The following is a 26,022-nucleotide window of genomic DNA, read 5'->3' as shown; positions in this document are numbered from 1 at the left end:
AGACCATGCAGTACCGAGCCCTTGACGTATTTATCGGCACCTCCAAGCGCCGGGTCGGCCTCCTCTACCAGTACGGCACTGGCCCTTCGGCGATCACGCGCCTCGTGCCGGACCTCAAGTATTGGATGGACGACACAGCCCCCATCCTTGCGGCCAATGCTTGGGTGGCAGACAGCGCCGTGCGCGCGGCGTTCCTCGCCGAGCATGCGGTACAGCCCTTCTTCAACGGGGACGGGGAAATGCTCCCCAACTGGTTCCAGAACCTCCTGCCAGAAGGCCCCCTGCGCCGGCACCTGGAGGAGATCGGAAATCTCGGCAAGGGTGACCACTTCGGCCTGCTCAGCCTTTGCGGCACGGATCTGCCAGGCGCGGTATATGTGGAGCCCGCGCCTCTGGACCGCGCCAGCGTGGCGAGTGTTGTCACCCAGGACAACGACGCTCTTGAGATGTCCGTAGTGCCTGTGCCGGTACCCGAAGCCACGTCGCTATCCGGCGTTCAGCCCAAGCTATCCCTGATCCAGTCCGGTGGACGCTACGTGGCCAGGACAAAAGACGCCAGGGGCGTGCACATCATTGCGAAGCTACCCACCGTTGAGTACCCGCTACTGCCCCAGGTGGAAGAGCTGTCGATGCGCCTCGCTGCAGTGGCGGGCGTGCAGGTCTGCGATGTCTCGCTGCAGCCCCTTGAGCACATCGATGCTGACCAGCCTTTTACTCTGGGCGAGGGCAAGCAATTTCTCGCCGTCCGCCGCTTCGATCGCGCGGGCCGCAAGCACGTCCATTGCGAGGATTTCGCGCAGATCCTCGGCGTGCCACCCGACCAGAAATACACCCACCCATATGCTTCCTACGCGACCATGTTCTCGCTGCTGGCGAACACCGAGGCGCTGGGGCTGGAAGCCGCGCACGAGCTGCTGCGCCGGATCGTCGTCAACGATTTGTTGGGCAACTTTGACGGCCACCTGAAGAACTTCGGTCTCCTGTATTTGGATGGCCGCACGCCAACACTGTCACCGGCATACGACGTGGTGGCCTACGCGGCGTACCTCACGGGGCGCGGCCATGCGCTTGCCTTCTCCCCGGGAGGCCAAAAGCATGCTCGCGTGTCGCCCGCAGTTATCCGCCAGCTCTGCAACGCTGTGCCGGTGCTCTCCGAGCCCAAGCTACATTCGATCGTCAAGGAGACGGTGCGGCGTGCGCACGGGGCCTGGCCAGCCATGATTGAGGCCTCGGCCCTTCTCCCAGAGCAGAAGGTCAGGCTACTCCAGCACTTTCGAAATACTCCCATGATCGCCTCCCTCGACAAACGCGCGGCCAAAGCAAAGGCGGCAGCCCATGACTGAGACCTCTACCCAAAGCTCGGCCCCGGCCACGCCGGTGAAGGTGCATATCGACCCAAGCTGGCGGCCGATCGTTGAAGAGATATGCCTGCTCAAGGATGCGCTGGACCATACTTTTCGATGGCATGGCGAAGGCGGGAATGAAGCATGGATTGATGACGCACTTCGTCCGCACGGTTTAAACCTTCAGGACTTTGCCAAGGGCTCGAAGGAAGACGGGCCCACCTTTCCCGACAGCTTCTTGGCAATGCTTCTCGGTCGCAGGTTCTGTCGCCGCGACCTTCAGTCGACCATCCAGTTGAGGGAGATCCCGCCATGGGCCGTTTTGGGCTGGGTGCGCAAAGACCTCTACAAGGAAACGCCATCCCTTCCCCCCGAAGACTTGGAGCTCAGGGCGCACGCCGCCAACCAAGGGGACGGTACCGAGTCGTCCGTTGACGTCTGGACTGGGCTACCGCTGTTCGTAGCGGGGGAAGGCAAAAACCGTGCACAGCTCCAGCGCTTGGCTGGAGTGGATCGGCTGGCGCTGGTGGTCGAACACCCATTCCCGGAAATACCGGGTTTCACCGCCTCTCCAGTGCCGTTCTTTCCCTGGGCAGTCGCCATCCAAAGCGATAACCACCCTATTCAGGTCCTGCCGTTTCGCGAAATCACGGAGAAGCTTGTTCTCAAGCTGGGCTTGAAGTGGGATCCGAAACCCTCATGGCGCGCGCTGACAGCACTGATGCAGCGGGGAGACCGCCCCCTGCGATTCCTGAGATGGGCTGCCCATGGCTGGCAAACACGCCCCGGGCACGCATTGAGGCTGCGCCTTATTGCGGGGGATCGTAACAACGGTGGTACTCGACTTGCCGATGCGCTCCTTGGCGAGTTTCAAACCCCTTCGCCATGACCTTTCTCCCATTCCACAGAGCACCCAAACAGACCATGCTTCGAAGTTTCGTCAGTGCAGCCGCGCTCTTGCCTGCCATCGCCCTACTCCCCATGCAGGCCGCAGCCCAGTTCAATCTGCAAAAGCAGGATGCATCCAAGCCAAGCAGCCAGGTCGTCACTCCCCACGTACGCGCGGAACTGGTTGCGCATGCACCTGAAGGGGTCGCAGCTGGCAAGCCCCTGTGGCTCGGGCTCACCTTTACACACCAGCCAGAGTGGCACACCTACTGGACCAACCCTGGAGACGCGGGGCTCCCCACCGAGCTGGCGTGGAGATTGCCCCAGGGCATGGACGCAGGGGCCATCGCATGGCCTCTGCCCAGCAAGTTCCCGCTTGGAAAGCTGGTCAACTACGGATATGACGGCTTCGTGCTCCTTCCCGTTCCTGTGTCCATCTCCTCCGCATTCAGCCCTGGCCAGGCCGCCGAGGTGGACGTCAAGCTGCATGCCACCTGGCTGATGTGCCGGAAGGAGTGCATCCCCGAGGAGGGCGATTTCGTCCTGAAGCTCCCAGTGCGCGCTCCATCGGTCGCCCATGCAGCGGCCTTCGCGGCAGCGGCGAAGTCCCTGCCTCAGCCACTTCCCACCGGCGCAGGCAGTATGGCGCGGGTGAACGGCGCCCACCTGGAGGTCGAGGTCACTGGACTTCCATCGGAGCTTCGCGGAAAGGATCTAGAGGTCTTCTCGGAAGTCCCTGGCGTGGTCGAGACAGCCGCACTCAGCTCCCAGCGATGGCAAGGCAAGGTATGGACTGCCCGCCTCCCGTTGGCCGCGCAGCGCAGCGCCAGCCCCAGCCGCATGCCTTTCGTACTCGCCCATGGCGGCAAAGGATGGCGAGCGGATCTGGGAATGCAAGGCGGATGGGCCAGCTCTGCAGCACAGGGCACTTCCCGGCCCTGAGCGACCACACGGGGCGGCATTGCTGGACAAAGGAACTGGGCAAGGCCTATTCCTCCTGAAAAGCGAAGGCTGTTCGCCGGTAGGTTGGGCGGCCGACCAGCTGCCGCCAGGCCAACCGCAGACCCTCCAACCTTCAGGTGAGGTGACATCACCCAGGGCAGCTACGACGCGTTCCCGGCTTGGTAGCCTTGCGCACGATTGAGGCTGTGAAGGCCTGGATGCTCGGAGGTGGATCCATCGGTCGAAAAATTTCTGAGCCCGAAAACTGCCAATACGCACGGCCACTTTTTCACTGCGAAAGCGGGAGACGAGCCGAAACGGCGCGTGCCAGATAAAAAAGAACGCTACACCTATCACAGGGCTGTTCCTGTGCATATGGAGATAGGTATGAAAGCTTTTCTGGCCCACCTGGTACGCGCCGCAGTGTTTGTTATGCGAGCCTTGCTTCACTGCGCCTGGTTTGCGATGCGGCCTGTGCTTTCGATGCTGTGCTATTTGCTTGCGCAGTACCTCACCGCACTCTTGGCGTTCTGCGCGTTAACTCTGATGCTCCGCTGACAATGCCGCTGGGCCGATGGCCCAGCTCCTGAGGGAGGTCGAGCTTGGGCTTCTACGCGCGCATGGATGCTCGTTCGACCGGAGAGCCCGCGCAGCGCCAGCATGGCGGGCGCCCTGAATTGGGTCAATTAATTGCAAACATGTGCAATGCTGAATTGCGCTAACATATAGCAGCTTTAGGCTGTGTCGAAGCCTGCTGCCTACCGTTGCAAACCCGAAGGGACGACATTTCACCCATCAAAAAGCATCCGATCTCCCACTCGCGGAGTCCCGGCAGGTAGGCACCGGGCAGATCCGCCAGTCAGGATATCCATGCAACACGTTCACACCCCTGCCGATGCCGTCTCCAAGCTCAAGAAGGCGGCAAAACTTCGCGTACGAGCCGCCCCCGGTACTCTGCATGCACACGCCCTGGATGAGGTCGCCAAGGAAGCGGGATACAGGCACTGGAAGCATGTGACGGCCTGCGCCATGAACAGCGGGGGCTCGCCACTCGCCGTGGCCACCGCACGCACGTGCACTTCGGATCGGTTTCCACTTAAACCCCAAGACTTCACTATCGTCTGTGGCCCATCAGGTTCCGGTAAGACGCTCATGGCCTACGACTACGCCCTGAACGCAGTGCGAGAAGGCCGCACGGTGAGGGTCGCCGATGTCGGCGGCTCCTACGCGAAGTTGGCCGAAGTGGTTGGCGGCACAATGCTCCGTGTCAACTCCAACGGTTTCAACTCCCAGGCCTTCGGTGATGCGCCGCTGACCGTCGCCGATTTCGAAGGCGCTAAGGCAGCTGGCGCTGGCGCCCTTGACGCCGACAGCTTCCCATTCGTGACAAACGCTGACGCAGGTGAGGTCTGGATCGTTGACGAAACCGAGACCATTCCGTTCAGCCAAAGGGAACTGCGGCTCATCCTGGAGCGGCACTTGGCTGCTGGCGGTTCAGTGCTTGTGACGATGCAGCAGTCGCCTGAGTCTCCGTTTGCCCAGGCACTTGCAGAGATTCCGACCAGCTCGAATGTGCGCCGCGCGATGATGACGCTCTCGCGCTTCCTACCGAGGCAGTGACCATCAAAGCCGCCCATCCCTTGACCGGGTAGCATCACGTCCTAAACGACACAGGGAGCTACGTGGACAGTACCGGCATCGATACAGTGAGAGAGGTAGCCCCCTCCCCGGGCAAGCACGAGCTCGCCGCGAGTATGTGGGACTATCTTGCAGGGATCGACAGCTGCGTTATCGCACCAGTGCCGGATTCAACGGGCTCGATACGGGGCGATCGGCTGCACATCCAGTGGTGGATTGATCCATCGGGCCGGTACTTCGCCGTCCAAGCACTCGACACCTTGGACGCAAGTCATTGGGAGGTGTTCCATGTGCCTGTGGCTGCGGACAAATGCGTTGCAGGCTGCCGTTTGAACTGGGAGGCCGCTGCGGGCCGGTCGCTGCTTCCATCCCTGTGGGAGAAGGTCTTCAACCCTGTACTCGGAGCGCCTCTGGATGGGGCGCGAATCCCCACATTCACGGACCTGCTCGCCGCTGGATGCTCCCAGAGCGGGGTCACTGCAGTCCTGGACAACCGCAGTGTCGTTGCCCACCTGCAAAGCGAAGTGGAGTACTGGACACATCTTTCCAAGACGCTGTCCAAGCTCCCCCAGCGCCAGCGCCGAGTCCATCACCAAAGCCACCCCAGCACCGCAGTCTCCGTGCCGGAAGCACCGCAAAGGGAACCCGAGTTGACACTTGCTGACATCGACGCTTGGGCAGCGGCGAACATGGAGCGGATCACCATACTGCCGCGCGCTATCAGCGCCACGAAACGCAGCCCCTACGAGAACGCCACGTTTCTCTACGATTGCCTTGAGCTGCTGGCGACCGAGTACACGCAGGTCAAGACTGGCGCAGCCGACCGCTTTGCCTTCAAGAAGAAGGCCGATGCGATGGGGCTGGAATATGGTGGCTCGGTCGATCCGACAAGAGCAGGAGAGCGCGGCGACCAATATTTCATTCGATGGCGGGGTCGCCGACGATTCCTCGATCAGCACATCACCAAGGGGAGCGCGCGAGACCCCCGCTTCTGCCTACGGATCTATTTCACGTTCGACGAAGATGAGCAGAAGGTCGTAGTCGGCTCCATGCCGGCCCATCTCGACACATCCAGCTCCTGAGGAGGCGCCATGGCCGGAAAGAAGCTCACAAGCGACCAGAGGCGTGCTCTGCGCAAGCGGGAGGAAGAGAAGCGCAACCGCCAGCGCCAGCACGAGAGAAATCGCCGCCTGAACAGCATGGATGACCTGATGGTGATGACGGTAAGACTGGCTGCGATGGGCGAGGTTGCTCCGGAGGAGGTTGAGGCGTCTGTGCTCAAGGCTTGTCAAGCCAAGTCGATCACTGCGAGCCTGAAGGAAACGCGCTTCAAGTCCCGCGCCTGGGATCTGCTCCGCGAAACCACTTCTCGCATGGTGTCGATGACACGTGGCCACATTGAATTGATGGAGCGGGAGATGGCCTTGCAGGGGCGCTTGTACATGATCGATCTGGAAGACCCGTGGTATGACGCCTGCTTCTTTCCCATCGAGACGGCCGTCGCATCCGGTTGGGATCTGGCTGAGGTCTTTTCGAGCACCGCTCAGGAGATGGACCCTGCGCCTCGCGAGGGGGCATACTTTTTTGGACTACCGCTCCTATCCAGTGCCGTCCATATTGCGATTGCTGGCTCAACCGACCCCAGCGTGCCTGAGGAGGTCTACCTGGTCACCGAGAAAGGCTGGAATGCAATCAACAACGCCGTCTGGCGCCGCGAGCTGATGCCAATCTTGATTCGGGGCATGGCGGCTCGGACAATTCTGAGCGAGCTCGATGACATCTCCTATGCCACCGAGGTACTCCTGCAGCGCCAGCCCCATGCTGATGACGAGGCCGCGGACAGCAGGCAAGGCGCCCCGGTCTTGGATCGTGAATCACGGGCAGTCGTTCGTTGCCTCGGTAGCAATCTCGTAGACGAAATGGACGCTTTCATCCAGGCCTCCGAAGGCGTGAAGACGGCTGGGCAATTTGCTGCCTACAGAGATGGGCTGGCCGCAGGCTTGCAGGAGGCAGCGGCCGAAGGGACTCAGCTCAAAGCGCAGATAGAGCAGCTGAGGCGTGAGATCAACGTTCTCCGCGAGCGCACTCCAAGTGCCGCGTTTTCACCCGCCAACGACTTAGCCGCGACTATGAACGCCGCAGGCCACGATGTCTCCCTGGCGCACCGCATGGCACCCCTCTTCTCATAGCGGCGCTGAGATCGCTGAGGAATGGCTCGCCAGCGCAGTGGTCGTGACCCAGGAACCGCCTGTAGCCAGCCCGTTGCGCGAGTGCCAGCCAGAACGTGCCAAGTGCCCCGCCAGGCGCTCGTTGGAGACGTTTTCGACCTCGATAAGGTCGATGTCCTGTCGGGGCTCACAAAGCTGCGCGATCAGGGCCTTGAAGAAGCCCAAGCCCTGCCAGTGTCCGTCCAGAGAAATGTCGGCGATCACAACGACGCGGCGCGCGCGGGCCAAGTGCTCTGCGGGAACGGCCGACGCGGCATAACGCGCGCCTGCCAACCGACCACTGAGGCAACGGTAGTACATGTGCACGCCGTGCGCCATAAAGCGCCTGGACACCATGGGGAGGTGAGCTCGCCCCTGCGCGTCGGCAAGGCCCTGCTGGACGGCCAGGACAACGTCTTGCAGCGCCAGCGCCAGCCTATCAGGCAGCTGGACCATCTGCATCTGCATCTGCGTCGGTGGCGGTCCGTGCGATGGCATGCGAAAGCGGGATGAGGTGCCCCTTGCCCGCCGCCCCTCGTTGAAAGTCATGCAAGGATTGCTTCGCCAAAATAGGCTCATGGCCGTAGCTGCGTACGCGGCTCACCATCTCCAACATGGTCTTGGGCTTTTCGCGCGATAGTGGCCCCTTCGCATAGAGATAGGCCCCCTCGGCGCGGATCTTGTCCTGCTGCGAAGCCTCCTCGCGCCAGCGCTGAATGCTGCGCACGGCCCCATCATGTCGCTCCAGAGCCGAGTTGAATTTCGCCAGTGCCAAGGCATCGGCAAAGGCTGTCTGGGTAGAAGTCCGCCGCTCGATCAGCATCTCGCAAACCAGCAAAAAGCTCTCGGCGGACGCTACCCTGCAGGCATCCTCGATATCGACTTCGGCTGCGCAGAAGGCGGACATCACCACCAGCGCTGGGAACAGGTCCTGCACGTTGTCTGGAGAGTTGGGGCTGTCGGAGTCTTCCATCAATTTCGATAGCCCCCCCAGGGTCAGGTTCGAGTAGGGTTGCAGCGAGGGGCAAAGCGCCTTGATCTCTCCACCGAGCCGCTGCAGCCACACCGGATCTTCTCCGACATGTTCCCCTACATAGGCACCAAGATAGCCGTCAAGCGCCTCGGGCACAGCATGCGCATGGGCGACGAGCGCAAGCCCGTCCGGCGTGCGCGCTGCTGCGCGTGAACGAGCTTCTTGAAGCTTCGTCCGCAAGGTCTCCTTGGCTACGTTGTGCAAGGCCGCCAGCGGATCGGGAATGGCACCTCTACCCATCGGCTGGAGAACATTCAAGCGCTGCTGCAGAGTGTTGAGCTGAGCGTCAGCTCGCATCCAGTCGGGGATGTCCCCGGCGACCAGGAACTTTGATTGCTGGTGACGGACATAAGTTTGCCCCTGCTCAACGAAAGTACCACCCGAGCCCGCATCCAGCACCGCGTGCTGACCCAAGAATGTGAGGGGGATGCCGAGCGGCCTCAGCTCGAAATCAAGTGGCTCGCCGCTTCTGGAATACGGGTAGCTGCTCAGGTCCTCGCGCAGGTCGAACCCACCACCGAGCTGTGCGGATAGGTAGGCCATGATCCGTACGGGATCTCCGGAAACACCGGGCACAGGCATCAAAGGACCAGAGGAAGCTGGGACGGCCCGACCGCACATGATCTCGGCCAGCGCATCGAAGATGGCATCGCTATCCGGATCGAACACCACCGGCACGACGCCACCCAACATCCAGTTCTCGATCACGCGGCCAAGGCAGCGGCGCTCCTCATTGAAGAGCCAGCGGATGGCAAAACCATTCGGCATCCTCTTGTCCCGCTTGATTGCACTGGCCAGAGGTGAGAAGGCCTGCGGGATCAACTCGTTCGACACGAACTGGCGGGTGATGGCATCGTTGGTGGTGGCCTGCTGGTAGGCTTCCTCTTGGGCCAATTCCTCGGTATAGCCCTCCGGCAATCTGCTGAGCAACCCGGTGAGCACATGCCAGGAAAACGCACTGCCATCGCGGAGAACCGCAAACTCGTAGGGCGGCACGCCCCAATCGAGAAGCAAGGGCGTCATAGGCTCCCAGGGCGGGTTCAGGTATGCAGGGCTCTCATCGAGCATCAGCATCTTCCCGTGACCCTCGGAATCTCTCCTCATATGCTCGAAGGTGCGCTCAAAGTTCGCATCCTGCGTCGCGGCATCCGCATCCAGGGTCGAGAGTCCGAGGCCCTCCGCCAAAAGGCTCGCAGCAGCCAGCGGAATAGAAGCGTGCCGCGAAAGCTTCCAGGCGGCGCCTGCGATGATCTGAGCTCGGGAAAGCGCCACTCCAGGCGAAGCGACGGCATGGCCGCTTTTGACGGCCTCCTGAAGATCGTGCAGGGAGCGGTAGCCCAGCATTTGGGCCAGTATTCCCTGCGCCTGCATGAGGCTCAGCTTGCCATGTGGCCAGCTCTTGATCAGAGTGCGGGAAATTTTCGTGAAGCGGCGCGAATCGAGGTCCGCCCGGGTGACTGGGATGCGCATGGTTCCTTCCTTCCGGTGGCGACGGAAATCAATTCGGGGGCTGGCTTGCCGGGGAGTGCGCCACCATGAAAAACGGAAATGCGTTCAACGATGAGGGGTGCGGGTCTCTGGCGATGCCTTTACCAATGCCAGCGGTACGGAAGAGACCATTCCGAGCGCCAATGATGCCATAGGAATATCTCGGAATCGAAGAATGGACGCGGCACCAGGGTGCCCGCGTCCAGCGTTTTGTGAGCATCGGAATCGACAAGGAGCGTTGGGCGCTTGCCACTGCTTCCTAAGGCTGGCGGACGGAGTTGATCTCGATTGCCGCAGGGATCGTTTCCGCCTCCATGCCACACCGGATCCCACTGAAGAGACGGGCCAGCGCCAGCTGGAGCGAGGAGCCCGAGGGCGCGGGCCGTTGGCGCCTCGGAAGTTCTGCACAGCCACCTATCCGACCTTATCCTCCGCAAGGAAAGTGGACGCTTGGCTTCACCTTCCTTGTTAAGCAGGATCGGCGCGGCCAGCTGATCCAAAACCGGACCATCAGAGAGGCTTGAGTCCGCTTTTCCAGGCCGCCAGCGCATGGGACCACGGCGATGGCAGCGGAGTATCGCCTCGTTCAATCAGGCGATATATGGTGGACTGATTCACGCCAAGGGCGGCAGCCCACGCCACAGGCTTGATGGCCCGCGCATCCAACAGGGCTTGCAGCTCGTTCCCGGTCACCTCACCAGCCCTCTCGGGTCAGCAGTGCAAAGGCCACATGCTTGGCCCACCAGTCCAGCCAGGACGGCAGCGCGGCTTCTGGAACGCCATAGCGCAGCGCGGCCCAGGCGGGCGGAGGTGCTTCGCCCACATCAGGCAATTGCGCCTGCGCATGGGCCGTGATCCAACGCCACAGCCCAGCGCTGGCCTTGGCCTTGAGACACACCGCCAGCACGGCCACGGGCACGCCTTCATCCAGCAACTGGAAAGTGGCGGCATTGGCCTTGATTTCCCCAGTCACGCTATAGCCGCTGCGGCGGCTGTCGGCCCAGCCCTTGCCGGTATTGAGCACGGGCAAGAGCGTGCGGTCGATGATGCCGGCCTGCTCGCAGGCATCGCAGTCTTCATGCGTCACGCGCTCCCGAATGCCGTCATTGAGCACTGTGTAGACGACGTAGCTCATGCCGATCTCCCGATAAGTCGCTGCACCGTGTGTGCCAGTGCTGGCTGTCCAGCTCGCGCTATGTCGCTGCCTTCATACCTGCCATGGCCTGCCTGGGCTAGCGAGCGCAAGAATCGCATCGCTGCTGCGTTGCTGTCCGGGCCGATGTACAGCACATCAATGACGCCTGGAAACGCTTTGGCGGCTGCCAGCGCTGCCACTTCGTCGTCGGGCTCCCCATCGCTGATGACGAGGATGCGCCCAGGATTGCGCTCACGCGCGGCGTTTAGAGCCAGATGCAGTGCAGTGCTCCCGCTGGCTGGTGGTAGCGAGGACGCATTCGGCACGGGTGTGACATCTTCGGCGAATGCCAGGACTTCGTGGCCTGCTGCTGTGGCAGCAATCGCTTCGCCCAACAGGGAATGCTTGCTGCGGCCACCCCAGGCAAGGCTGTCCATCGAGCCGGAAACGTCCGCAAGCACGACGGTTTGCCCGCTGCCCAGGCGCGTCATGCGGTCGTGAGCCTTTGCCACGGTGCCTGTGTGCTGAGGCAACGAGGCTTTGGCTTTGCCGATGAGGCTCTGCAGGGGGTTTACGAGTTGACGTGTCATGTTGTGATGAATGTGTCGAGTGGGACGACAGCAGTGAGGCCCGCGCAAAATTCAATGAGTTGGGGCCGTACATCGCGCAACGCCGCCACGGTCGATATTTCGGCTGTCGCCGTGTTGTAGTCCACGATGTGGTGCCGCGAAAAGCGATAGCGGCCCATGTTGATGTAGACGCGCCGACTGCCACGCGAATAGACATGCGAAATGCTGATTTCATCGGGGGCATGGCCCACCAGCTCTGCAGCCTGCAAGATCAATGCGAGATCCCGGTTTCTGGCAATCTCGGCCAGATCGCGGGCCTTCGCAGATTCGTCGCGCATCATGTCAAGCATGGCATTTGTGACTGAAGGGCTGCGCGCCAGGGCTTCTACACAGCAGCCACGGGCCAACTCTATGAGCTGGTCATCTGTGAGGCCAGAGAAATCAAGGCCTTCCATCAATCGTCCCTCGCGCTTTTCAGTTCATCCACTGTCTTTCCCATGGCTGTTGCATAGACATGCCACGCCGTCTCATAGCGCGTCAGAAGTGCATCGGCCACGGCATGCCGCTGCTTTTGTGTCACCCGCGAATGGCGACTTGGAGGATTGAGCATCGTGTGGATGATGCTGCTAATTTTCGGGTCGCCCAGGGTGTCAGCGAGCACCAGAAGTTCACCAGCGAGCCACCAGCCCCCTGATTTCTCCAAGCCTGCGGCCACCGCTGTGCGGTCAGCTTGGCCCTCGGGGTAGAGGCCTTCGTAGCGATGAATGATGCGGCTCACCCAGCCGGATGACGCTTTGTCTTGTGCGTGAATCATGATGCCCTTTGCGTGCAAATCGGCTACCTGTGCGGCAGAGAAATTGTTCGCGAGGTGATTCAGTCGTACACGTAGCCATCTTCTCCATCCCACTGTGCATCGACCGTGGGCGCGGGTTGTGGATTCCGGGCCAGATGGGGATTCGCTACATCGAACTCTTCGCGGCAGACGTAGCGGGCATCGAGCAGACCTGACTCGTTGAAATACAGGCTCCCGCTGGCCCAGTTGAAGACATGTATCGCATCCGCCGTTGCACCTTCGGCTTGGGGGGCAGTGAGCGCCGCAAACAGGCGCTCTGTGCACTTGCTGCTGTCGAGCAGGCGCCCGCCTGCGGCTTCTTCATCGTTGGGGTTCAGGCCTTTGTTGAGCCACTCGCGGAAGCAGCGTCGGGCGGCGGCCTCGCTAGGGCCGTGGCCAAGGTAGACGATTTCGCCGCGAGGGTTGGCACGGGTGCCGATGAGAATTTTCATGATGGTGACCTTCCACGAATGCCCTGCGGAGCGGGAGCAGCGAGGCTGCCATGGGATGAATATATTCGCAATTTGCGACAACCTCAACCGGGCGTTATGCCGAGAGGCCCTTGGAGTGGCGTTCTCAGCTTCCGGTCACTGCACCCCGTCCGCCGCGAACGCCTGGACGTGGGACGCGCACAGGCCCCGTGCGGAGTAGTACGCTTCGTCGATATCGGCCACATTGAGGCCAACGTCATAGGCTTCGATGCCGCTGGCGCTGAACACGATAGAACCCCCGCTTTGCTCTTGGTTGTACTCACGGCCCCGATAGAACTGAACTGCAATGGTTGGGCACCCTTCCCTCTCGAAGATCGCATAGGCGCCTCCGTTGGCCAGGACATCCGCCTGCATCGCGGGCTCTTCGGGATCACCAGCCAAGAAGATCTGCTTTGCGTCGTCCCATGCGTAGAGGCGAAAGCATCCCGCAGTTCGCATGTTGTCCGGCGCCGCAGCATTCCACCAGGCGCACAACGCCTTGACGCCGGGGTGCGATTCGTACTCGCCGAACTTCGGCTCTTCCGAGCGCGCCATCTTCGCAAGGGTCAGAGCCCGCTCCAAGGCGGCGCCGTCGCCCTCGATGGTCTGCCTCCGCTTTGCATCTTCCAGCCCCGGGCGCTTGGCACGCTTGGCCATCGAAACGCGCGAGCCATGAAAATCGGCCACGCTCGAAAGCAGCAACGGTTCCTTGCTGGCGCTGTGCTGCAGGCCGGGGTTGTTCCAGATCCCCCATAGCCATTCGTCACGGCGGTAGACGATCACGAACTTCTGACCTTGAGGGGACCCCGGCGCCCGTGAGCAGGCCTCATCCAGTGTCGCGGCAGCGAGGTTCGATTCCTTGTACCAGCGCATGAACGGCGCGTAAGGCTCCAGCCCCACCAGCTGCTGCAGCGCCGCTTGCGCTTGACCTGGCTCAGGGTAGGTGTCGGCCAAAGTGGCGTGAGAGCCGAACGTGCCGACTTCGCGCATCACCACACCTTCCACAGAGCGGTCAGGCTTTTCGATCAAGACCAACGTGGGCATGTTGTCGCTCGGGCTCACCGCCGCGATCGACCACAGCGCATCCCATGATTTTGGCCGGTGCTCAAGGCGGATGGACTTGGCGTGAAACGGGGACTGGCTCAAAAGCCCTCTGATGAAGGCGTCCGCATCACACGCAGCGCCAGCGCGCTCCCACGCTGCAGGCAAGTAGTGGTAAAGCACGGTGGCATCCCCGGACACACTCGGGGGGTAATCGCTGTCGCGCACGACAGCAACGTAGCGAAAGCGGGGCGCCGCGTATCCGTGCTCATTCGCAGGGAACGTGCTGGCGATGATCAGATCTCGGAGTTCAAGGCATTGAGCGTCGTTCATGGGCTTCTCACTGGTTAAAAAGGACCAGTCCTAGAGTAAGGTGACGCCCTGAAAAATCTCCGGGGAAAAGCACAGGTTTCAGGAGCTTCTCGCAGAAAGCAGCGGCGAGCGCTTGCGAGGCCGAACCGAAGCTGGGCTGATGCGTTACTGCTGGGGCGCTGGCTGCGGGCGCGGCGCAGCTGCGAGGAACGCGGACTGCTCGATGAACAGCTTGCCCGCGTCGTCGGCCTGGTCGAAATGACGCAGCAACTTGGCATGCCGCTCGCACACCAGATACATCCTCCCCGAAGTCTTAGGGGGTAGGGATCGAGCGCGCAGTGGACGTATGAGGGGCCATGTCAACCCCGCCGCACGCCACTTGCCCATGTCCAGTGTTTTCCAGCGGCGCGCTACCGCGACATCCTCGATTTCCAGCAGCTCCTGTATCAGGAGTCTGCTGTTGCCAATTGGCTTGGCGGCACTGTTCTGATAGACGAGCTCGACCACCTCGGGATCAAGATCGACACGAAGATTCTGCTGAGCAAACTGCAGTGCGAGAGCAAGCGGCATCTTCTCCGGAAATGCCTTCGATGGCCCAGTGAAGAAGGCGGCAAGGGCTCCTCGCGCAGTGTGCCGGCCATCCAGGGCGGTCAAAAGCTCGACTGACGGAAATTCGACTTCTAGCACTCCGGGCTCCGCGAAACGGATCACCCCAAGCGGACCGGATGGGAAGAGCCGGCGTTGCTTTTTTAGACCCAAGCCACGGGTGCCCTTGAGCCGGACCGAAGTGTTGGCTTCTGGGCCATGCATGGAGATATCCGAAAAGCACCTTGAAGCCAGTCGCTGTTTCGTGAATGGCACGCCGCCGTAGTCGCGAGCGCGCTTCAAGCATCTGTCCACCAGTGCGTCTTCCAAGTTCGCCATCGTCTTTCCACCGCGTAGAAGCTATCCTGGGCGCCAGTCTGTGGGTTGGCAATGGCAAACGCAAGAGGCTGTTGCACCCTCAGAAACTGTGTTTCACCCTGGGAAAGAGGCGTTGCGCGCTCGCTACGAAACCCCATCGGAATCCGCGTTTGCCACTGCCATTGCTCCCCAAACAGTGCGTCGCAGCCCCACCGTGACGCCATTCGATCCAGAGAGTTGTCAAGCGAGGCTGATCGCAGAGTGAGGGCGAGGAGAGACCCACACCAGTCCACAAGGGTCTCTGCGCTTCCCGCTGCGACGGCCCTCTTCATCTCCTCGAAATCCTTCTCCCGTTCACGCCATGCGCGCTCGACGGCAGCTGCCTTGGCCCGATAGCCGAACGCCTCCACTACCTGCCGCCCGTCGTTGATCAAGTCCCACACCTTGCGCTCTATGGCGCGCGCTGCCTGAGACGCGCTCGCGAGACCTACCAAGGAACAAAGGTACCGCCTGACCCAGCAATAGCGGTCACCTCTGCCAAATACGCAGATTACTGTTTTTGATGACGGCCCCTGCCGGAAAAAGACCTGCAAGTATGTCCCACAGGCCAAGGAGCGTTAAATTTTGGTTACCCTCCACATCTAGTTCCAGCACAATCTTCCAAATGGCTTCCATCCGTTCATTAAACACGAATCCGATACCAAACTCGCAAATTACCAAATCTTTAACACCTCGATCAAGGAGCTTCCTTGCCCTACTAATTGTGACACCAAGGTCCGACGATGGCCAAGTCAAAATCTCTCTTTCGGCAGCGCGCTTGGTCTTTCCGGTTATATAGAACCCTCTTTCTGATCGACCTCCGATTATGGTCGGCTTTGGACGCACACCTGGATTATCACGGTACCAGAGCGCTCTTTCCAAGCTACTAAATCTAGAGCAATAGAATTTGCGCGCCTCCCCTTTCTTAAGACAGCGCCAAGAGCGATGTCGCAGTGCGAATACATCCACCTCGCGACAGGAGGCAGCGTCGCTAACATGTTTGTAGTACCACACTCGTCTATCAATCGGCGTGAATTCCGGATCACTAGGGTAGTCTATAGCTGGTTCCCAGCACTCATACAACGTGACAACTACAGGCCTCCAATCTGACAGATCTGAGCCGGACATCATTTTCACCCAGTCGAAATACTTCTGTAACGACCCATGGGTCGCGGCGGCTACAAAGGATTCAATCCCAAGTTTCTTGCGAATCGTAAACTGTGCTATCCCCAACTCGTAAACTAGAAGGCCATCACGGAACCCGCTCTTTATTTTGGAAAACAACCACTCGTGCTCTGCCGTACTAAACGAATCGTTCGCAAACGATCGGGTTTCGCTAGAGAGCTCAATTAAGGCTCTGAGTTTTCCAGCCTCAACGGGTAATGCACTCACTTCGCCAGTGGCTTCATCGAGATAGAGTCTTTTATCACTCACAACGGTTCCTCAAAATGAGGCACCTAGAATACAGACTCCGCCTCTCCAAAATACTGCGAAAAGCTCGCAGCGTTTGAGCTTTTTCGCGGAAATTCCCCCAGCCTCAAGCTGCCGGAGCCTGCGCGCTGAAAACGGCATCCTCCACGAGTCGCATCTTCACCGCCTCTCGTACTCTGAGGCCTGCGGGACTTGCGTAGAACGCCTCCTCTGCATCCACGTCGAACGGAAGCAACGGGAGGGGCGCTGTGCTGCCAGTTCCAGCCTTGACTTTCGCCGTCTGCGCCGCGCTGATGTGGTTCTCAAGCAGCGCATCCCCGTAGCGACGAATTGCCACCCGCATGTCAGGAGAGTGCCGTGCCGTACCCACAAAGACGAATCGGATTTCCTGCAGGTGCTGAAGGTGCTCCGAGATCCCCGGGAGCTGTAGCGCCCAGACGCCGAAAGGCGAGACTTCCACGATGTCGGTCCGGGCATCCATGAAGTTGCGCTCCTCTTGGACGAGATCCATGTTCAGAACTGTGCGCGCGGTGCTCACGGCGCTGCGCTTGGGAACCTTCAAGGAGAACATCTGCCCAGCCTCCGATTTGAACCAAGAGACGCCCATGCTTGTCAGCATTGCAGGCGTCTCCACCACCTTGTGGGTCAGGTAACCGCTGTCAAAGACCAGCTGGATTCCCAGCGAGGTCGAGCGTTCGTCCCATCGGCTCCTCTGAGCGCCAGCGACGTGACCTGGCATCAGGGATACATAGGCCTTGTCGCCTTTCAACTGATCGAACACCTCCTTGTGGCTGTTCCCACTGATGCGGAACTCGCACACCGACGCGAGCCTGCTATCGACGGGGATCAGCCGTCGATCCCCAAGCATGCGGTCGTACTCCTTCTCGATGTGTTCGCCCCGTGTGCTTGAAAGGTCCACGAATCGGGGAGCAATCCACTCGTACTCGAACGCGGAATTTGCCTCGGCAAGTGCCACGAGATGGCGCTTGCCGAACTCCAGGTCTGCCCATAGAGCGGCCTCGTACACGTCGCCGATCTGCGTGAGAAGCGCGCTCCCATCAGCCCTCTCGAAATCATCACGCTGGCGCTGGGCAGTCGCAATCGCAGCCCGGATGGTGGCGAGCTCCACGATCAGTTGCGTGTTTTCGATGAGGAGGCTATTGCGCGTCTCAGTCATGGAGAAGAACTTGTCCATGAGCCCGCGCAGCCGTTCTGCCTCGGCCATACCTTTGTAGGGCTCGATCATTCGGTTGAAGTCCTCCCGGGACATGCTGATGCGGACCTGGTCAGATGGTGGTTCCAATTCGTCCCCACCAAGGAACTCCTTCAGCTTCTCAGCCGCCGTGGCGACACCCTTAGCGTCCTTTGCATAGCCCTCCAGGCGCGTCTTGAACTTGTTCGACGAGTCGATGATCGCTCCGTACTCCTTCTTGGTCTGAGCGTCCTTGCTGAGCCACTGGAAGGCCTCGGCGCCACCGGCAACGATGGAGGCAGCAGTGGCCCCGCCTGACGCGACAGTCACCACCACCATGGAAACTGCGATGACGGTGTTCAGGAAGCTCGCACACGGGTTCTTCCGTGCCACTGCATCCTTGAATTGCTCATCCGCCTTCTGAACCTGCTGCCACACCTCCCAGTAAGTGGTTGCAATCGCATCCAATTGCTTTGAAACGTCTTGCAGCCTCGCATTAACCTCCCCCAGACGCGCCTTGCCGAGGGTTGCCACCTCCAATGCATTACTGATCACCTTTTGAGCGGCAAGGCGGACGGTCTCAACCTGAACGTGCTCATCGCGCAGCTCGGCGACGTAGAAGCGAGCGCGCGCACGGCTTTCCAGCATGCCGCGCAGGTTGTTTATGTGGAAGTCGATCGGGCGGAGCGAGCAATAGACGCCCTGGATGCCTACAGGCGGCATGCCGGCAGATATCCGCGCCAGTGTCGCCGAGAGCCGCAGCCGGATCTCCTGCATCTGGCCGTCGCCCGCCGAGTTGGATATGGCAAACAACCAGGCCGCAATGGCTGCGGCCTCCTCCTCGTTGCCGCGCAAGTGCTGAAGGTCGGCGTCGATGCCCAGCAGCTTGACGCCCCGCAGTGGGATGGAGAGGCCATGGCGGAAGACATCCCCTGGCGCCGCTGAGCCGTTCTGCCCTGCGCTTCCCTCGGCCGCAGCGTCGGAGATTGGCGAGGCAGGTCTGCCGCGCTGACCGTCGGGGTGCTTCCCGTCAGGAAAACAGTCCCTGCCTCTAAATTGCAGTGGAACCGTGATTTTTGGGCCCCGATCCTGCGGATAGCACTTCCACCGCTTGCCCCCCACCCCTCCCTCACCGGGTGTGCCTGGACTCCCATGCATAGCAGCAGGTGCCGCCGCACCGCCCACGAACGAAAAACTCAGCTGTTCGGATCCGCTGTCCACAAAGGTCCGGATGAGCCCGCCGTTTCCGGCTGTGCCAGGCCGACCAGCATGGCCAGGCGGCCCTGCATCACCGCCAGGCCCACCGGGCTTGCCCTCGGCATTGTCCGGATAGCCCCTCTTCCCATTCGCACCGTTCGCTCCAGGTTGCGCCAATCCCCCCCGCCCGCCTACCGCGATGAGCGCCAAAGGCCCATCCAGATCCTTGAAGAGAACTTCAATACTGCCCGCATGCCCACCGCTCCCTCCGTCCTTGCCATCCTGTGGCGGAGCAGCGGCATCAATCGGCGTAGGAGGCCGAACCTGCGGCGCGTCTACCCCGTCAATGCCGGACACATTTACGGTGGCCTGCGACCCGCCAAAGGCCTTTCGCGCAATGAGCGTGACGGCAGCGCCTGGAGCAATGATTGGTGAATCCAAGCGCAGTGAGTCCGCGTGCACGACAACCCGCTTACGCCCGCCGATGCGTGGATTGATTTCCGACGCCCGTATGTCAGTGGCGCAAATTTCAAGAGTATTGTCGTCGTCGTATATGACTCGATCTTCCGCGATCCGAATGGACATGCTGACTCCTCCTGGTGGTTGAGGAGGTCATATTGATCACGGTTACAGAAGTTTGCAATAACGCTTCTACCGGAGCTGCTGGCACGCGCGCATCTGCAAGCTGGTCATCGGAAGGCCCAATGAGGTACTGGCGCTGGGCTATCGCTAAGAACGGCACTCAACGAAACAGAACCCATGCGCTACGAGCCGCAGCGCGAATCGGGGCGAAAGCTATATCCAGCCAAATCAGCAAATCATATTTGATGGAGCACAGGGTCGCCCCCACCATCGAGCGGTACGAACGCACCGCATTCATCACACCGGGATGATCTCGCCCCACTCCCAAAACTCAATGCTGGGTAGCCCCTTGGGATTCCCATTCACATCGCAAAAGAAGTCGATGCCCGCGCCCTCCTCGTTAACCAGCACCACCTGCCCCTGTTCTCCACCGCGAGACAGGTACTCCCCCTGAACAGTAAGGTAGTCGCCTAGCTTCACGTCCTTGGCCCATTCGGGCATGGTGCAGATCATTTTGACTTCCCTCCTCAAGCTGTACCCATGCAGGCAGCGACTTCGGCCTGTTGGGCGCGTGTCGCACGCCGCCACCCTTGCGCTGTTCCCACCAAGACTTCCCCGGTCTCCATGTCAACTGCAGCCCACTTCTGCGGGCAACGGGTGTCCAGTGAAAGCGGGGGAACCGGACCCTGCAACTCGGGCACTTCCCGCCCGCTTCGCAAGATCCTCTTCGTGGCCACCTTGACCCAGTGGAGGTGAGCGTGGCGCTGGATGGCGCCCGACTTGGCCATCTCGACCATGAGCGACTGAGCAATCTGGTCGGCACGGTCGCGCGACCGGGGAGTCGTGTGCGGGTAGATGGCCTGAGCCAGCTGCTGACGCCGGAAAGGCCCGTCCAGGGCATCCATAAAGGCGGAGGCTGCTCGCCGATGGTTGAGGCGGATAGTGGAACTGGTCATACGGTATTGTCCGCGCCTGCAGCGGCGATCTCTTCCCTGGTGAGACAGACGCTTCGCTCCGTGCCCTTCACCATGATGCTCAGTGTGCCTTTGCGCGGGCCTGTCTTTGCCACCCTGAACTCCGCTCCCTTGACGCACATCACGCGCCAATCCTCGGGCCGCTTGCCCAGCCAACCCGCCTCGAAAAGCCGGAAGTTTTCGGGCACCGGCGCCAGCTTCTCCAGCGCCAACTTGCCGTATTGGGTCTCGGCGAATATGTCCTTGCTCATGTCGGCACTCATCGTCAACTCCTGAGGTGGTGGATATAGGTCTCGGCCCGGAGCTTCGACAGCTCCTCTGTGAGGCGCAGGCATCGTTCGCCACGCAGACCCCGAGGCTCCACTCCGAGGTCGCGGCATTGGGTTACTGCCCGGTCGCAGATTTGCTGCTGGCGGGCCAGCTTGCTCTTCGGTGTGGATTTAACTTGGCGCAGGTCTTGCAGCGTAGCTAGCTGGCATTCGGTGAGCCAAGCTAGTACCGTGGCCAATTGGCGCGCGGCAGCCTCCGGTACACGGTCCTTGAAGAGGGTATCCGTTGTTATGTCAGGCACCAGGGTTAACCTTAACAAGATGGTGACCCCAGTGATGCCGCTCTTCGCTCATCCGGGAGAAGTCCGGCCGCTGTATGCGCTCCCACCGCTGGGAGGAACAGGCCGGCTCAAAGCTGCGGGGTCCACCCATGCCAGGGGATTGCCGTCCAATCCGCGTTCCATTTCGATTGAAGATCACCAGGTCCAGCAGAGGCGCGGCCCCGGCAGCCACTGGGTCAGCGTAGGCATCGCGAACCTGGGCGATGACGGGCCGCTCGGCGCCGCAATCGAACTGAGCAACCCAACTTCCTTTGGGGTAGTGAGCAAGGATTTGTTGCGCAGGAGTTGGGTTGATCGTTGGCGCCTGCGTATCGGTAGAGATCGGCTCATCGATATTGAGGATATGACGATTTGCGGCGTGCTGTGCTGTCGGCATGTCGAAGGATCCTTTAGGTTTTGCGCAACGGTTCCAAATGAAAGATCAATTAATTGTCAATTTAAATTGTAGCTTAATTACCAAGTCTTTACCAATATCATTCAATTGTTGCCATGGTCCTTCATTGTCCCGTCAGGCAAACATGCTCTCTTACCCGCCCTCCGGAGGGGCCGAGCATGCGCTAGAATCCCTGCATCTTTCGCACAGGATTTGCCTGTCGTAGTTCTCCAAGCTGAGGAGTAGAAACCAGCAATTTTCACGTTCGGCGTCGCCGGATGTTCAACAAACCCGCGCGGGACAGCTTCCCGCATGGGGGGTGGTTCCGGGCTTTTTTCTGGGGCCACTATGAAAAGTGTGAACAGCAGCCGCTATGCGCTGCTAATGACCTCCTTACCGCTTGCGGCCAGAGGTCTCAAGAGCTACCGGCACCCCTCCGTCTTCGGATGGGTGATGATCGGAGCCACAGATGATGCTGACGCTCTTCGGGAAGCCGCAAGGAGTGTCGATAGCCCTTCCATGATGCTGCTGCAGAAATGGAACGGATCCGCTTATCAAAACTGCGCTCAGCAGGCGGCGTCATAGCCCTGATCGGTTCGCGCTACCTGAGAACTTTGGTGCTGCTTCTGCGCAAAGAGGCAGTCAGTTCCCTTCATCACTGCCTCTGGGCAGTATCGGACTAAGGCAACCCGCTTCAACGCAAGTGGACCGATGCGGCAGCTGCCCGCGCCTTCGGCAATGCAGCTACTACCGCCCCTGCCACCAGGCTTGGGCATCTCAATCCCACCGGGGACCGCATCCCCAGCGTGGGCGATGTGTACCCGGTTTTTCACATAGGAGAAAGACCATGGACACCAACATCACTCTGCAGACCACCCACCAGGTGCTATACGTTCCCGCCAGCGCCAGCGAACGGCACCCGCGCTTGGTGGATGACCTGGTCACTCTGGAGGATGGCCGCGTGATTGGTCGCTACACCCGGATGACCAAGGAAGAACTCAGCTCGCGCATGAAGACTGAGCTGCTGGTTACCGAGAGGGACACCTTCAGCAGAATGCAGGACGACAGCTACGTGACAGAGCCCAGGCTCATCACCGAAGAACGCTTCCAAGAAGCCTTCGAGTGCTTGCCCCCGCTACGGTGGGAAACGCACCTGGGCGTCGAGAGCTTCCGCTTCATGGAGCATTCCTGCGGCGACATAACCACCATCTTCGCGCGCACAGGCGACCAGTTTTGGGAGTTTGAAGACCGGTTCAACATGAGCCGCGACGACTTGGCGCAGAAGGTGCTCGCCGCTACCAACGCGGCATCGTCCCAGCACATCCCTGGATGAGAACCAATTCAAAGGAACTCGCCATGGAAATTGATTCGCTCATGTGCGTCAGCACAGTTCACCCGGACATCGTGAAGCCCGTTCGCGGCTTGGTTTGCTGTTGCTGCGGAGGAAGCATCACAGGTCGGCAATTCCACAATCAGGACACAGGCCATGGCCTGGGCGACTGCTGCGTGGAGTTCGTCAAACCCAGGACGGAAGACATGGAACGGACCTACGGCATTGAGGGAGTGCACTACCTCCTCGATCCCTTAGTTCGCGTTCGTGAGTCGGAAGCCCGGGGGTGGACGAAATGGAGGATCAGCCTACGCCTGACGAACCGCTGCGGATTGCTCAATGCACCGGACCCTGAAAGGCGCCCTGCATTGCCCAGACTCCAGAGCGATCCCGCTCTTCTCAGGAGCCTGCAGGCGCAAATGCCCTGGAACGTCTCATCCATCGTTCGCAAGGACGGTGTTTGGGGCATCCTGTTCGAGGTTCCCTTCGCCACAGTCGAGAGCGAGACAGGCAAGGTTGACCCACAGGATCCCTGGTACTTGAGTCTCCCTTTGCAGGAGGAGAAGTTCAGCCAGATCCTGAGCGCCTTTCCTAAGCTCGCCATCGCCTACCCAGGCGTGCTGTTCGCGGTGCCTGATCGCGAACACGTCGAGCTGGGACGCACAACGGTCTGGGCATTCGTGCCTCGTGGCTTGCTTGATGCGCTGCAGCGCTTTGACCTGATCGGCGCCCTGCACCAGCTCTAAGCCTTGTCCCTGGCCCCACCGGGCCAGGAGACACGGCCGAGCCTTCAGCGCTCAATCAACCCAGCTCCACAGCTGGTCGGCGCCTGGGCAAGACCTGGAGAACCGAGTGAGAGTCAGCGTCTTCGCAAATGGCGCTGGCGCTGAACAACCACTACATCTTCTGGGAGGCCCCAGAACCCCTTCCCTCCTTACCGCAAGGGCAGGAGGGCTTTCCAAAGCCCCAACGCCCGAGCAGGCCTGGGGCTTTGGAAAGCATTCAACCCCTCGGCGTAACGCCCAGGGCTGATACGGCAGCTGGCCGTGCTTTGGCAACCAGCAAATCCGCACCTTCTGGTGCTTTCCTAAAACCCACCGGGGATGCGAAGTCCTCAGGGGTTTCGCTCCTCGGTCTTCTTCACTGGAGTTCTTGATGAGTGTTCTTTCTTTTCCCCAGCGCGGCCCTTGGGGTGATGCCAAGTGGCGCGGCAATTGCTCTGGATACGTCTACAAAACGATTTTTGAGCAGCTGCGCCCAGCAGTCTTCGTAGATCCCATGTGCGGCTCTGGAACCTCTATCGAGGTTGCAAGGGAACTGGGCATTGAGGCCTACGGCCTCGATCTACACAGCGGACACAACGTACTCCGGGACAGCATCCTGGACGCCGTCGGCAAGCATGCTGATCTTTGCCTCTCACACCCACCCTACGGGGACATGGTGATCTACTCCGGTGAGGTGTGGGGCTCCCCTCATCCTGACGATCTTTCCCGCTGCACCAGCGAAGCAGACTTCCACGAGAAGCTTCACATCGCGCTCCTTAACCAGCGCGATGCGACTAAACCTGGCGGCTACTACGGGACGATTGTTGGCGACAAGCGTAAGAACGGCGCCTATGTTTCCTACCAGGCGGAAGCCATCGCGCGAATGCCATCGCAGGAGTTGGCGGCCGTGCTGATCAAGCAGCAGCACAACGTCATGTCGGACACGCGTACCTATCGCGGCATGAGGCTGCCCAGATTGACACACGAGTACATCCTTCTTTGGCGCCGCCCTGAGGTGATCACCTCGTTCCTTTCCGACCTGGCAAGCATGGCCAAGCAGCAAGCGGCTCGGCTGACCTCAACATGGAAGGCACTGGTGCGAACGGTACTGGTGAGTCTTGGCGGCAAAGCAACCCTGTCCGAAATCTATGCGGTCGTGGCCAAGAACGCTCCTGAGCGTCTGGCAGCCAACTCGCATTGGCAAGCAAAAGTACGTCAGACACTGAACCAAAACCAGTCCTCCTTTGCACCGTTGGCGCGAGGCGTCTGGTCCTTGGCGAGCTAATCGAGCCCTAGGTGGATTGCGTCGTTGGCCAAGGGCCCAGCACCCACTGAACCTGTTTCTAGCAATCGCAACCCAGCCCCCACCCGTCCTCGGACGGATGGGGATAACCCCTGACGGGCGCACCAGCCCTCAGGGTAGGTGCCCGTCTTTTTGACCACAGGAGAAAAGAGAATGGAAAGCACCGTTTACCAGGCTACCGCCGCAGACCGCGCATTCGAGAACTACTACTTCGGCACCGGAGTTGAGGTTGCCGATGTCTCTGGCTGGGAGTACACCACACCCGGCTACGAGCGGACCCGCAAGGTCTATGTCGAAACCGAGATGGAGGATGACGGGCCCCCCCCGCGCTGCACCCTCAATTTCACAGTGCGCTTCGACCCTGCGACAGGGGCCCTAGTGGAAGCTACAGCCACCGACAGCAAAGGGCAGACCTGGGGCACGCTGGCAGCAGTCGTCATCCTGCAGCTGAAGGAGCTCGCCGCCCAGATCGATCCAGATACACGGGCGCCGATTGTGCCCGTGCACGTCGATGGAGACAGGCTCAACTGCTTCGTCGACGTCCAAGGGGACGCGTCTGATGAGGACGATGAAGGTCTTCCCGGCATCTTCCTGATTGAGCTCCGCCTTGCACGCGCGGTCGCTCCTCTGGCTATGACTAAGCGGGAGTCCTCAGCGATTGCTGCGGCGGTGCTGACCGAGTTTCATGAGAACCAGGGTATCGCAGTCCTCGATGACTTCGAGATCTCGGTCTTCCTGGAAGACGGCACCATGCTTGAAGAAGACGATTCCGAAACCTCGGGAGACGATCTGGTTGCTCACTCCGAATGCTCAGGCCAGTTGGCCTATGAGGAGAGACCGGCCGCCCTCGTGCAGCACTACTTGTGCGCCAAAGCTGTCTACAACGCGTCGATTTACAAGGGCGTTCTCCGGCTGGCGAATGGTGTGCTCATCGACTTGTTGCAAGCTCAGGCGACCCTCAACGCGGGTTTCCAAGCGACAGGAGACCGCGAGATGATGGGCGCCTGCGACAAGTTGTCCCTTGCCACCGGCATGGTTTCAGGCGTCCATGGCCGCCTCGTTCCCAGCGGAAATGCGGATGCACAGCCGCAACGTGCGGCAGAGCTCGCCGCCTGTAAAACGGTGATCTGCGCGGAGCTAGCAGGCCAGTTCATGGTCGAACTGCTAAACAGCGTTGAGACACTATCGGGCATCGCCGAAGTGCATGGCACGTGCACTCTCGCGGATCTGATGTACCTCCATAGCGCCATCCTCTCGGATAGCTTTATTGAGCATCTCTCCGCCATGTCGAAGGTGGTGGATATCGCATCCGCGCTCCCATCCGGGGAACGTTGGGCGACGTACATCCACCCCCTGAAAGACTGCGAGTAGTCGCGCAACCATCGCCTCCCGTGCCGTTTGTGGCACGGGGGTATTGAAACCCATG

At 60.5% G+C, this 26,022-nt stretch carries 25 protein-coding genes; 11 read left to right on the top strand and 14 right to left on the bottom strand.

All coding sequences use genetic code 11. The annotated features are described in order from the left end of the window. Positions 1 to 5 precede the first annotated feature (5 nt). The 7 genes from ACM14_RS02610 to ACM14_RS02580 all read left to right on the top strand — a co-directional run bounded on the left by ACM14_RS02610 (position 6) and on the right by ACM14_RS02580 (position 7,000). Complete coding sequence (locus ACM14_RS02610; protein ID WP_065345209.1) at positions 6 to 1,343, top strand: type II toxin-antitoxin system HipA family toxin; 1,338 nt, start codon at positions 6 to 8, stop codon at positions 1,341 to 1,343. Further along, positions 1,336 to 2,232 carry a hypothetical protein gene (locus tag ACM14_RS02605; protein ID WP_065345208.1) on the top strand — a complete coding sequence of 299 codons (897 nt, stop codon included), beginning with the start codon at positions 1,336 to 1,338 and terminating at the stop codon, positions 2,230 to 2,232. The genes ACM14_RS02610 and ACM14_RS02605 overlap by 8 nt, the downstream gene beginning before the upstream one ends. Continuing rightward, entirely contained in the window at positions 2,229 to 3,173 is a 945-nt protein-coding gene (locus tag ACM14_RS02600) for a protein-disulfide reductase DsbD domain-containing protein (protein ID WP_368072930.1), read from the top strand. Before ACM14_RS02605 ends, ACM14_RS02600 begins: the two co-directional genes overlap by 4 nt. 228 nt (positions 3,174 to 3,401) lie before the next feature. After that, on the top strand, positions 3,402 to 3,731 hold the full coding sequence (locus ACM14_RS31260; protein ID WP_139093333.1) for a hypothetical protein: 330 nt from the start codon (positions 3,402 to 3,404) through the stop codon (positions 3,729 to 3,731). 312 nt (positions 3,732 to 4,043) lie between these two features. Further along, a complete protein-coding gene (locus tag ACM14_RS31255) occupies positions 4,044 to 4,793 on the top strand; it encodes a PhoH family protein (RefSeq protein WP_139093332.1) in 750 nt (249 codons plus the stop codon). Positions 4,794 to 4,927: 134 nt separating this feature from the next. Continuing rightward, a complete protein-coding gene (locus ACM14_RS02585; RefSeq protein WP_065345204.1) occupies positions 4,928 to 5,893 on the top strand; it encodes a hypothetical protein in 966 nt (321 codons plus the stop codon). 9 nt (positions 5,894 to 5,902) lie between these two features. Further along, positions 5,903 to 7,000, top strand: coding sequence for a hypothetical protein (locus ACM14_RS02580; protein ID WP_065345203.1), 1,098 nt, complete (start codon positions 5,903 to 5,905; stop codon positions 6,998 to 7,000). Here ACM14_RS02580 and ACM14_RS02575 read toward each other — a convergent pair. From ACM14_RS02575 to ACM14_RS31245, 14 genes are all read right to left on the bottom strand, one after another. Then, a complete protein-coding gene (locus ACM14_RS02575) occupies positions 6,995 to 7,474 on the bottom strand; it encodes a hypothetical protein (protein WP_139093331.1) in 480 nt (159 codons plus the stop codon). The genes ACM14_RS02580 and ACM14_RS02575 overlap by 6 nt on opposite strands. After that, positions 7,458 to 9,521, bottom strand: a complete 2,064-nt coding sequence (locus tag ACM14_RS02570) for a hypothetical protein (RefSeq protein WP_065345201.1) — start codon at positions 9,519 to 9,521, stop codon at positions 7,458 to 7,460. Before ACM14_RS02570 ends, ACM14_RS02575 begins: the two co-directional genes overlap by 17 nt. Before the next feature lie 712 nt (positions 9,522 to 10,233). Further along, positions 10,234 to 10,674 carry a hypothetical protein gene (locus tag ACM14_RS02565; protein WP_065345200.1) on the bottom strand — a complete coding sequence of 147 codons (441 nt, stop codon included), beginning with the start codon at positions 10,672 to 10,674 and terminating at the stop codon, positions 10,234 to 10,236. After that, positions 10,671 to 11,264 (bottom strand): vWA domain-containing protein, encoded by a 594-nt coding sequence (locus ACM14_RS02560; RefSeq protein WP_065345199.1) that lies wholly within the window; start codon positions 11,262 to 11,264, stop codon positions 10,671 to 10,673. Before ACM14_RS02560 ends, ACM14_RS02565 begins: the two co-directional genes overlap by 4 nt. Further along, positions 11,261 to 11,698 carry a hypothetical protein gene (locus ACM14_RS02555; protein WP_065345198.1) on the bottom strand — a complete coding sequence of 146 codons (438 nt, stop codon included), beginning with the start codon at positions 11,696 to 11,698 and terminating at the stop codon, positions 11,261 to 11,263. The genes ACM14_RS02560 and ACM14_RS02555 overlap by 4 nt, the downstream gene beginning before the upstream one ends. Next, positions 11,698 to 12,057: a hypothetical protein gene (locus ACM14_RS02550; protein ID WP_065345197.1), complete on the bottom strand. Its 360-nt coding sequence runs from the start codon at positions 12,055 to 12,057 to the stop codon at positions 11,698 to 11,700. Before ACM14_RS02550 ends, ACM14_RS02555 begins: the two co-directional genes overlap by 1 nt. Positions 12,058 to 12,116: 59 nt before the next feature. Beyond that, on the bottom strand, positions 12,117 to 12,527 hold the full coding sequence (locus ACM14_RS02545) for a hypothetical protein (RefSeq protein WP_065345196.1): 411 nt from the start codon (positions 12,525 to 12,527) through the stop codon (positions 12,117 to 12,119). Positions 12,528 to 12,662: 135 nt separating this feature from the next. Continuing rightward, positions 12,663 to 13,919: a hypothetical protein gene (locus ACM14_RS02540; protein WP_065345195.1), complete on the bottom strand. Its 1,257-nt coding sequence runs from the start codon at positions 13,917 to 13,919 to the stop codon at positions 12,663 to 12,665. A gap of 144 nt (positions 13,920 to 14,063) precedes the next feature. After that, on the bottom strand, positions 14,064 to 14,822 hold the full coding sequence (locus tag ACM14_RS02535) for a hypothetical protein (RefSeq protein WP_139093330.1): 759 nt from the start codon (positions 14,820 to 14,822) through the stop codon (positions 14,064 to 14,066). Between the two features lie 507 nt (positions 14,823 to 15,329). Then, positions 15,330 to 16,274 carry a hypothetical protein gene (locus ACM14_RS31250; protein ID WP_139093329.1) on the bottom strand — a complete coding sequence of 315 codons (945 nt, stop codon included), beginning with the start codon at positions 16,272 to 16,274 and terminating at the stop codon, positions 15,330 to 15,332. 103 nt (positions 16,275 to 16,377) lie between these two features. Continuing rightward, positions 16,378 to 19,245, bottom strand: a complete 2,868-nt coding sequence (locus ACM14_RS02520) for a hypothetical protein (RefSeq protein ID WP_139093328.1) — start codon at positions 19,243 to 19,245, stop codon at positions 16,378 to 16,380. Between the two features lie 294 nt (positions 19,246 to 19,539). Further along, on the bottom strand, positions 19,540 to 19,743 hold the full coding sequence (locus ACM14_RS02515) for a hypothetical protein (RefSeq protein WP_139093327.1): 204 nt from the start codon (positions 19,741 to 19,743) through the stop codon (positions 19,540 to 19,542). Between the two features lie 451 nt (positions 19,744 to 20,194). Then, positions 20,195 to 20,467, bottom strand: coding sequence for a hypothetical protein (locus ACM14_RS02505; protein WP_254661982.1), 273 nt, complete (start codon positions 20,465 to 20,467; stop codon positions 20,195 to 20,197). 312 nt (positions 20,468 to 20,779) lie between these two features. Continuing rightward, on the bottom strand, positions 20,780 to 21,202 hold the full coding sequence (locus tag ACM14_RS31245) for a hypothetical protein (RefSeq protein WP_139093326.1): 423 nt from the start codon (positions 21,200 to 21,202) through the stop codon (positions 20,780 to 20,782). 844 nt (positions 21,203 to 22,046) lie between these two features. On the opposite strand from ACM14_RS31245, the gene ACM14_RS02495 reads away from it, so the two are divergent. From ACM14_RS02495 to ACM14_RS02480, 4 genes are all read left to right on the top strand, one after another. Continuing rightward, positions 22,047 to 22,532, top strand: a complete 486-nt coding sequence (locus ACM14_RS02495; RefSeq protein WP_065345186.1) for a hypothetical protein — start codon at positions 22,047 to 22,049, stop codon at positions 22,530 to 22,532. 23 nt (positions 22,533 to 22,555) lie between these two features. Beyond that, complete coding sequence (locus ACM14_RS02490; RefSeq protein ID WP_065345185.1) at positions 22,556 to 23,275, top strand: hypothetical protein; 720 nt, start codon at positions 22,556 to 22,558, stop codon at positions 23,273 to 23,275. Positions 23,276 to 23,684: 409 nt separating this feature from the next. Next, positions 23,685 to 24,578, top strand: coding sequence for an SAM-dependent methyltransferase (locus ACM14_RS02485; RefSeq protein WP_065345184.1), 894 nt, complete (start codon positions 23,685 to 23,687; stop codon positions 24,576 to 24,578). Positions 24,579 to 24,749: 171 nt separating this feature from the next. Beyond that, entirely contained in the window at positions 24,750 to 25,967 is a 1,218-nt protein-coding gene (locus tag ACM14_RS02480) for a hypothetical protein (protein WP_065345183.1), read from the top strand. Positions 25,968 to 26,022 lie beyond the last annotated feature (55 nt).

The organism is Delftia sp. JD2, from assembly GCF_001682645.1.
GTDB classification, from domain to species: domain Bacteria; phylum Pseudomonadota; class Gammaproteobacteria; order Burkholderiales; family Burkholderiaceae_C; genus Comamonas; species Comamonas acidovorans.
The sequence above is the reverse complement of the archived record's forward strand: the minus strand, read 5'-3'. Positions and strand labels throughout refer to the sequence as shown.

Bases quoted from the DNA above. Each gene is read 5' to 3' on its own strand.
- ACM14_RS02610 (WP_065345209.1), top strand. From the start codon at position 6: ATGCAGTACCGAGCCCTTGACGTATTTATCGGCACCTCCAAGCGCCGG.
- ACM14_RS02605 (WP_065345208.1), top strand. From the start codon at position 1,336: ATGACTGAGACCTCTACCCAAAGCTCGGCCCCGGCCACGCCGGTGAAG.
- ACM14_RS02600 (WP_368072930.1), top strand. From the start codon at position 2,229: ATGACCTTTCTCCCATTCCACAGAGCACCCAAACAGACCATGCTTCGA.
- ACM14_RS31255 (WP_139093332.1), top strand. From the start codon at position 4,044: ATGCAACACGTTCACACCCCTGCCGATGCCGTCTCCAAGCTCAAGAAG.
- ACM14_RS02585 (WP_065345204.1), top strand. From the start codon at position 4,928: ATGTGGGACTATCTTGCAGGGATCGACAGCTGCGTTATCGCACCAGTG.
- ACM14_RS02580 (WP_065345203.1), top strand. From the start codon at position 5,903: ATGGCCGGAAAGAAGCTCACAAGCGACCAGAGGCGTGCTCTGCGCAAG.
- ACM14_RS02575 (WP_139093331.1), bottom strand. From the start codon at position 7,474: ATGGTCCAGCTGCCTGATAGGCTGGCGCTGGCGCTGCAAGACGTTGTC.
- ACM14_RS02570 (WP_065345201.1), bottom strand. From the start codon at position 9,521: ATGCGCATCCCAGTCACCCGGGCGGACCTCGATTCGCGCCGCTTCACG.
- ACM14_RS02565 (WP_065345200.1), bottom strand. From the start codon at position 10,674: ATGAGCTACGTCGTCTACACAGTGCTCAATGACGGCATTCGGGAGCGC.
- ACM14_RS02560 (WP_065345199.1), bottom strand. From the start codon at position 11,264: ATGACACGTCAACTCGTAAACCCCCTGCAGAGCCTCATCGGCAAAGCC.
- ACM14_RS02555 (WP_065345198.1), bottom strand. From the start codon at position 11,698: ATGGAAGGCCTTGATTTCTCTGGCCTCACAGATGACCAGCTCATAGAG.
- ACM14_RS02550 (WP_065345197.1), bottom strand. From the start codon at position 12,057: ATGATTCACGCACAAGACAAAGCGTCATCCGGCTGGGTGAGCCGCATC.
- ACM14_RS02545 (WP_065345196.1), bottom strand. From the start codon at position 12,527: ATGAAAATTCTCATCGGCACCCGTGCCAACCCTCGCGGCGAAATCGTC.
- ACM14_RS02540 (WP_065345195.1), bottom strand. From the start codon at position 13,919: ATGAACGACGCTCAATGCCTTGAACTCCGAGATCTGATCATCGCCAGC.
- ACM14_RS02535 (WP_139093330.1), bottom strand. From the start codon at position 14,822: ATGGCGAACTTGGAAGACGCACTGGTGGACAGATGCTTGAAGCGCGCT.
- ACM14_RS02520 (WP_139093328.1), bottom strand. From the start codon at position 19,245: ATGTCCATTCGGATCGCGGAAGATCGAGTCATATACGACGACGACAAT.
- ACM14_RS02515 (WP_139093327.1), bottom strand. From the start codon at position 19,743: ATGCCCGAATGGGCCAAGGACGTGAAGCTAGGCGACTACCTTACTGTT.
- ACM14_RS02505 (WP_254661982.1), bottom strand. From the start codon at position 20,467: ATGAGCAAGGACATATTCGCCGAGACCCAATACGGCAAGTTGGCGCTG.
- ACM14_RS31245 (WP_139093326.1), bottom strand. From the start codon at position 21,202: ATGCCGACAGCACAGCACGCCGCAAATCGTCATATCCTCAATATCGAT.
- ACM14_RS02495 (WP_065345186.1), top strand. From the start codon at position 22,047: ATGGACACCAACATCACTCTGCAGACCACCCACCAGGTGCTATACGTT.
- ACM14_RS02490 (WP_065345185.1), top strand. From the start codon at position 22,556: ATGGAAATTGATTCGCTCATGTGCGTCAGCACAGTTCACCCGGACATC.
- ACM14_RS02485 (WP_065345184.1), top strand. From the start codon at position 23,685: ATGAGTGTTCTTTCTTTTCCCCAGCGCGGCCCTTGGGGTGATGCCAAG.
- ACM14_RS02480 (WP_065345183.1), top strand. From the start codon at position 24,750: ATGGAAAGCACCGTTTACCAGGCTACCGCCGCAGACCGCGCATTCGAG.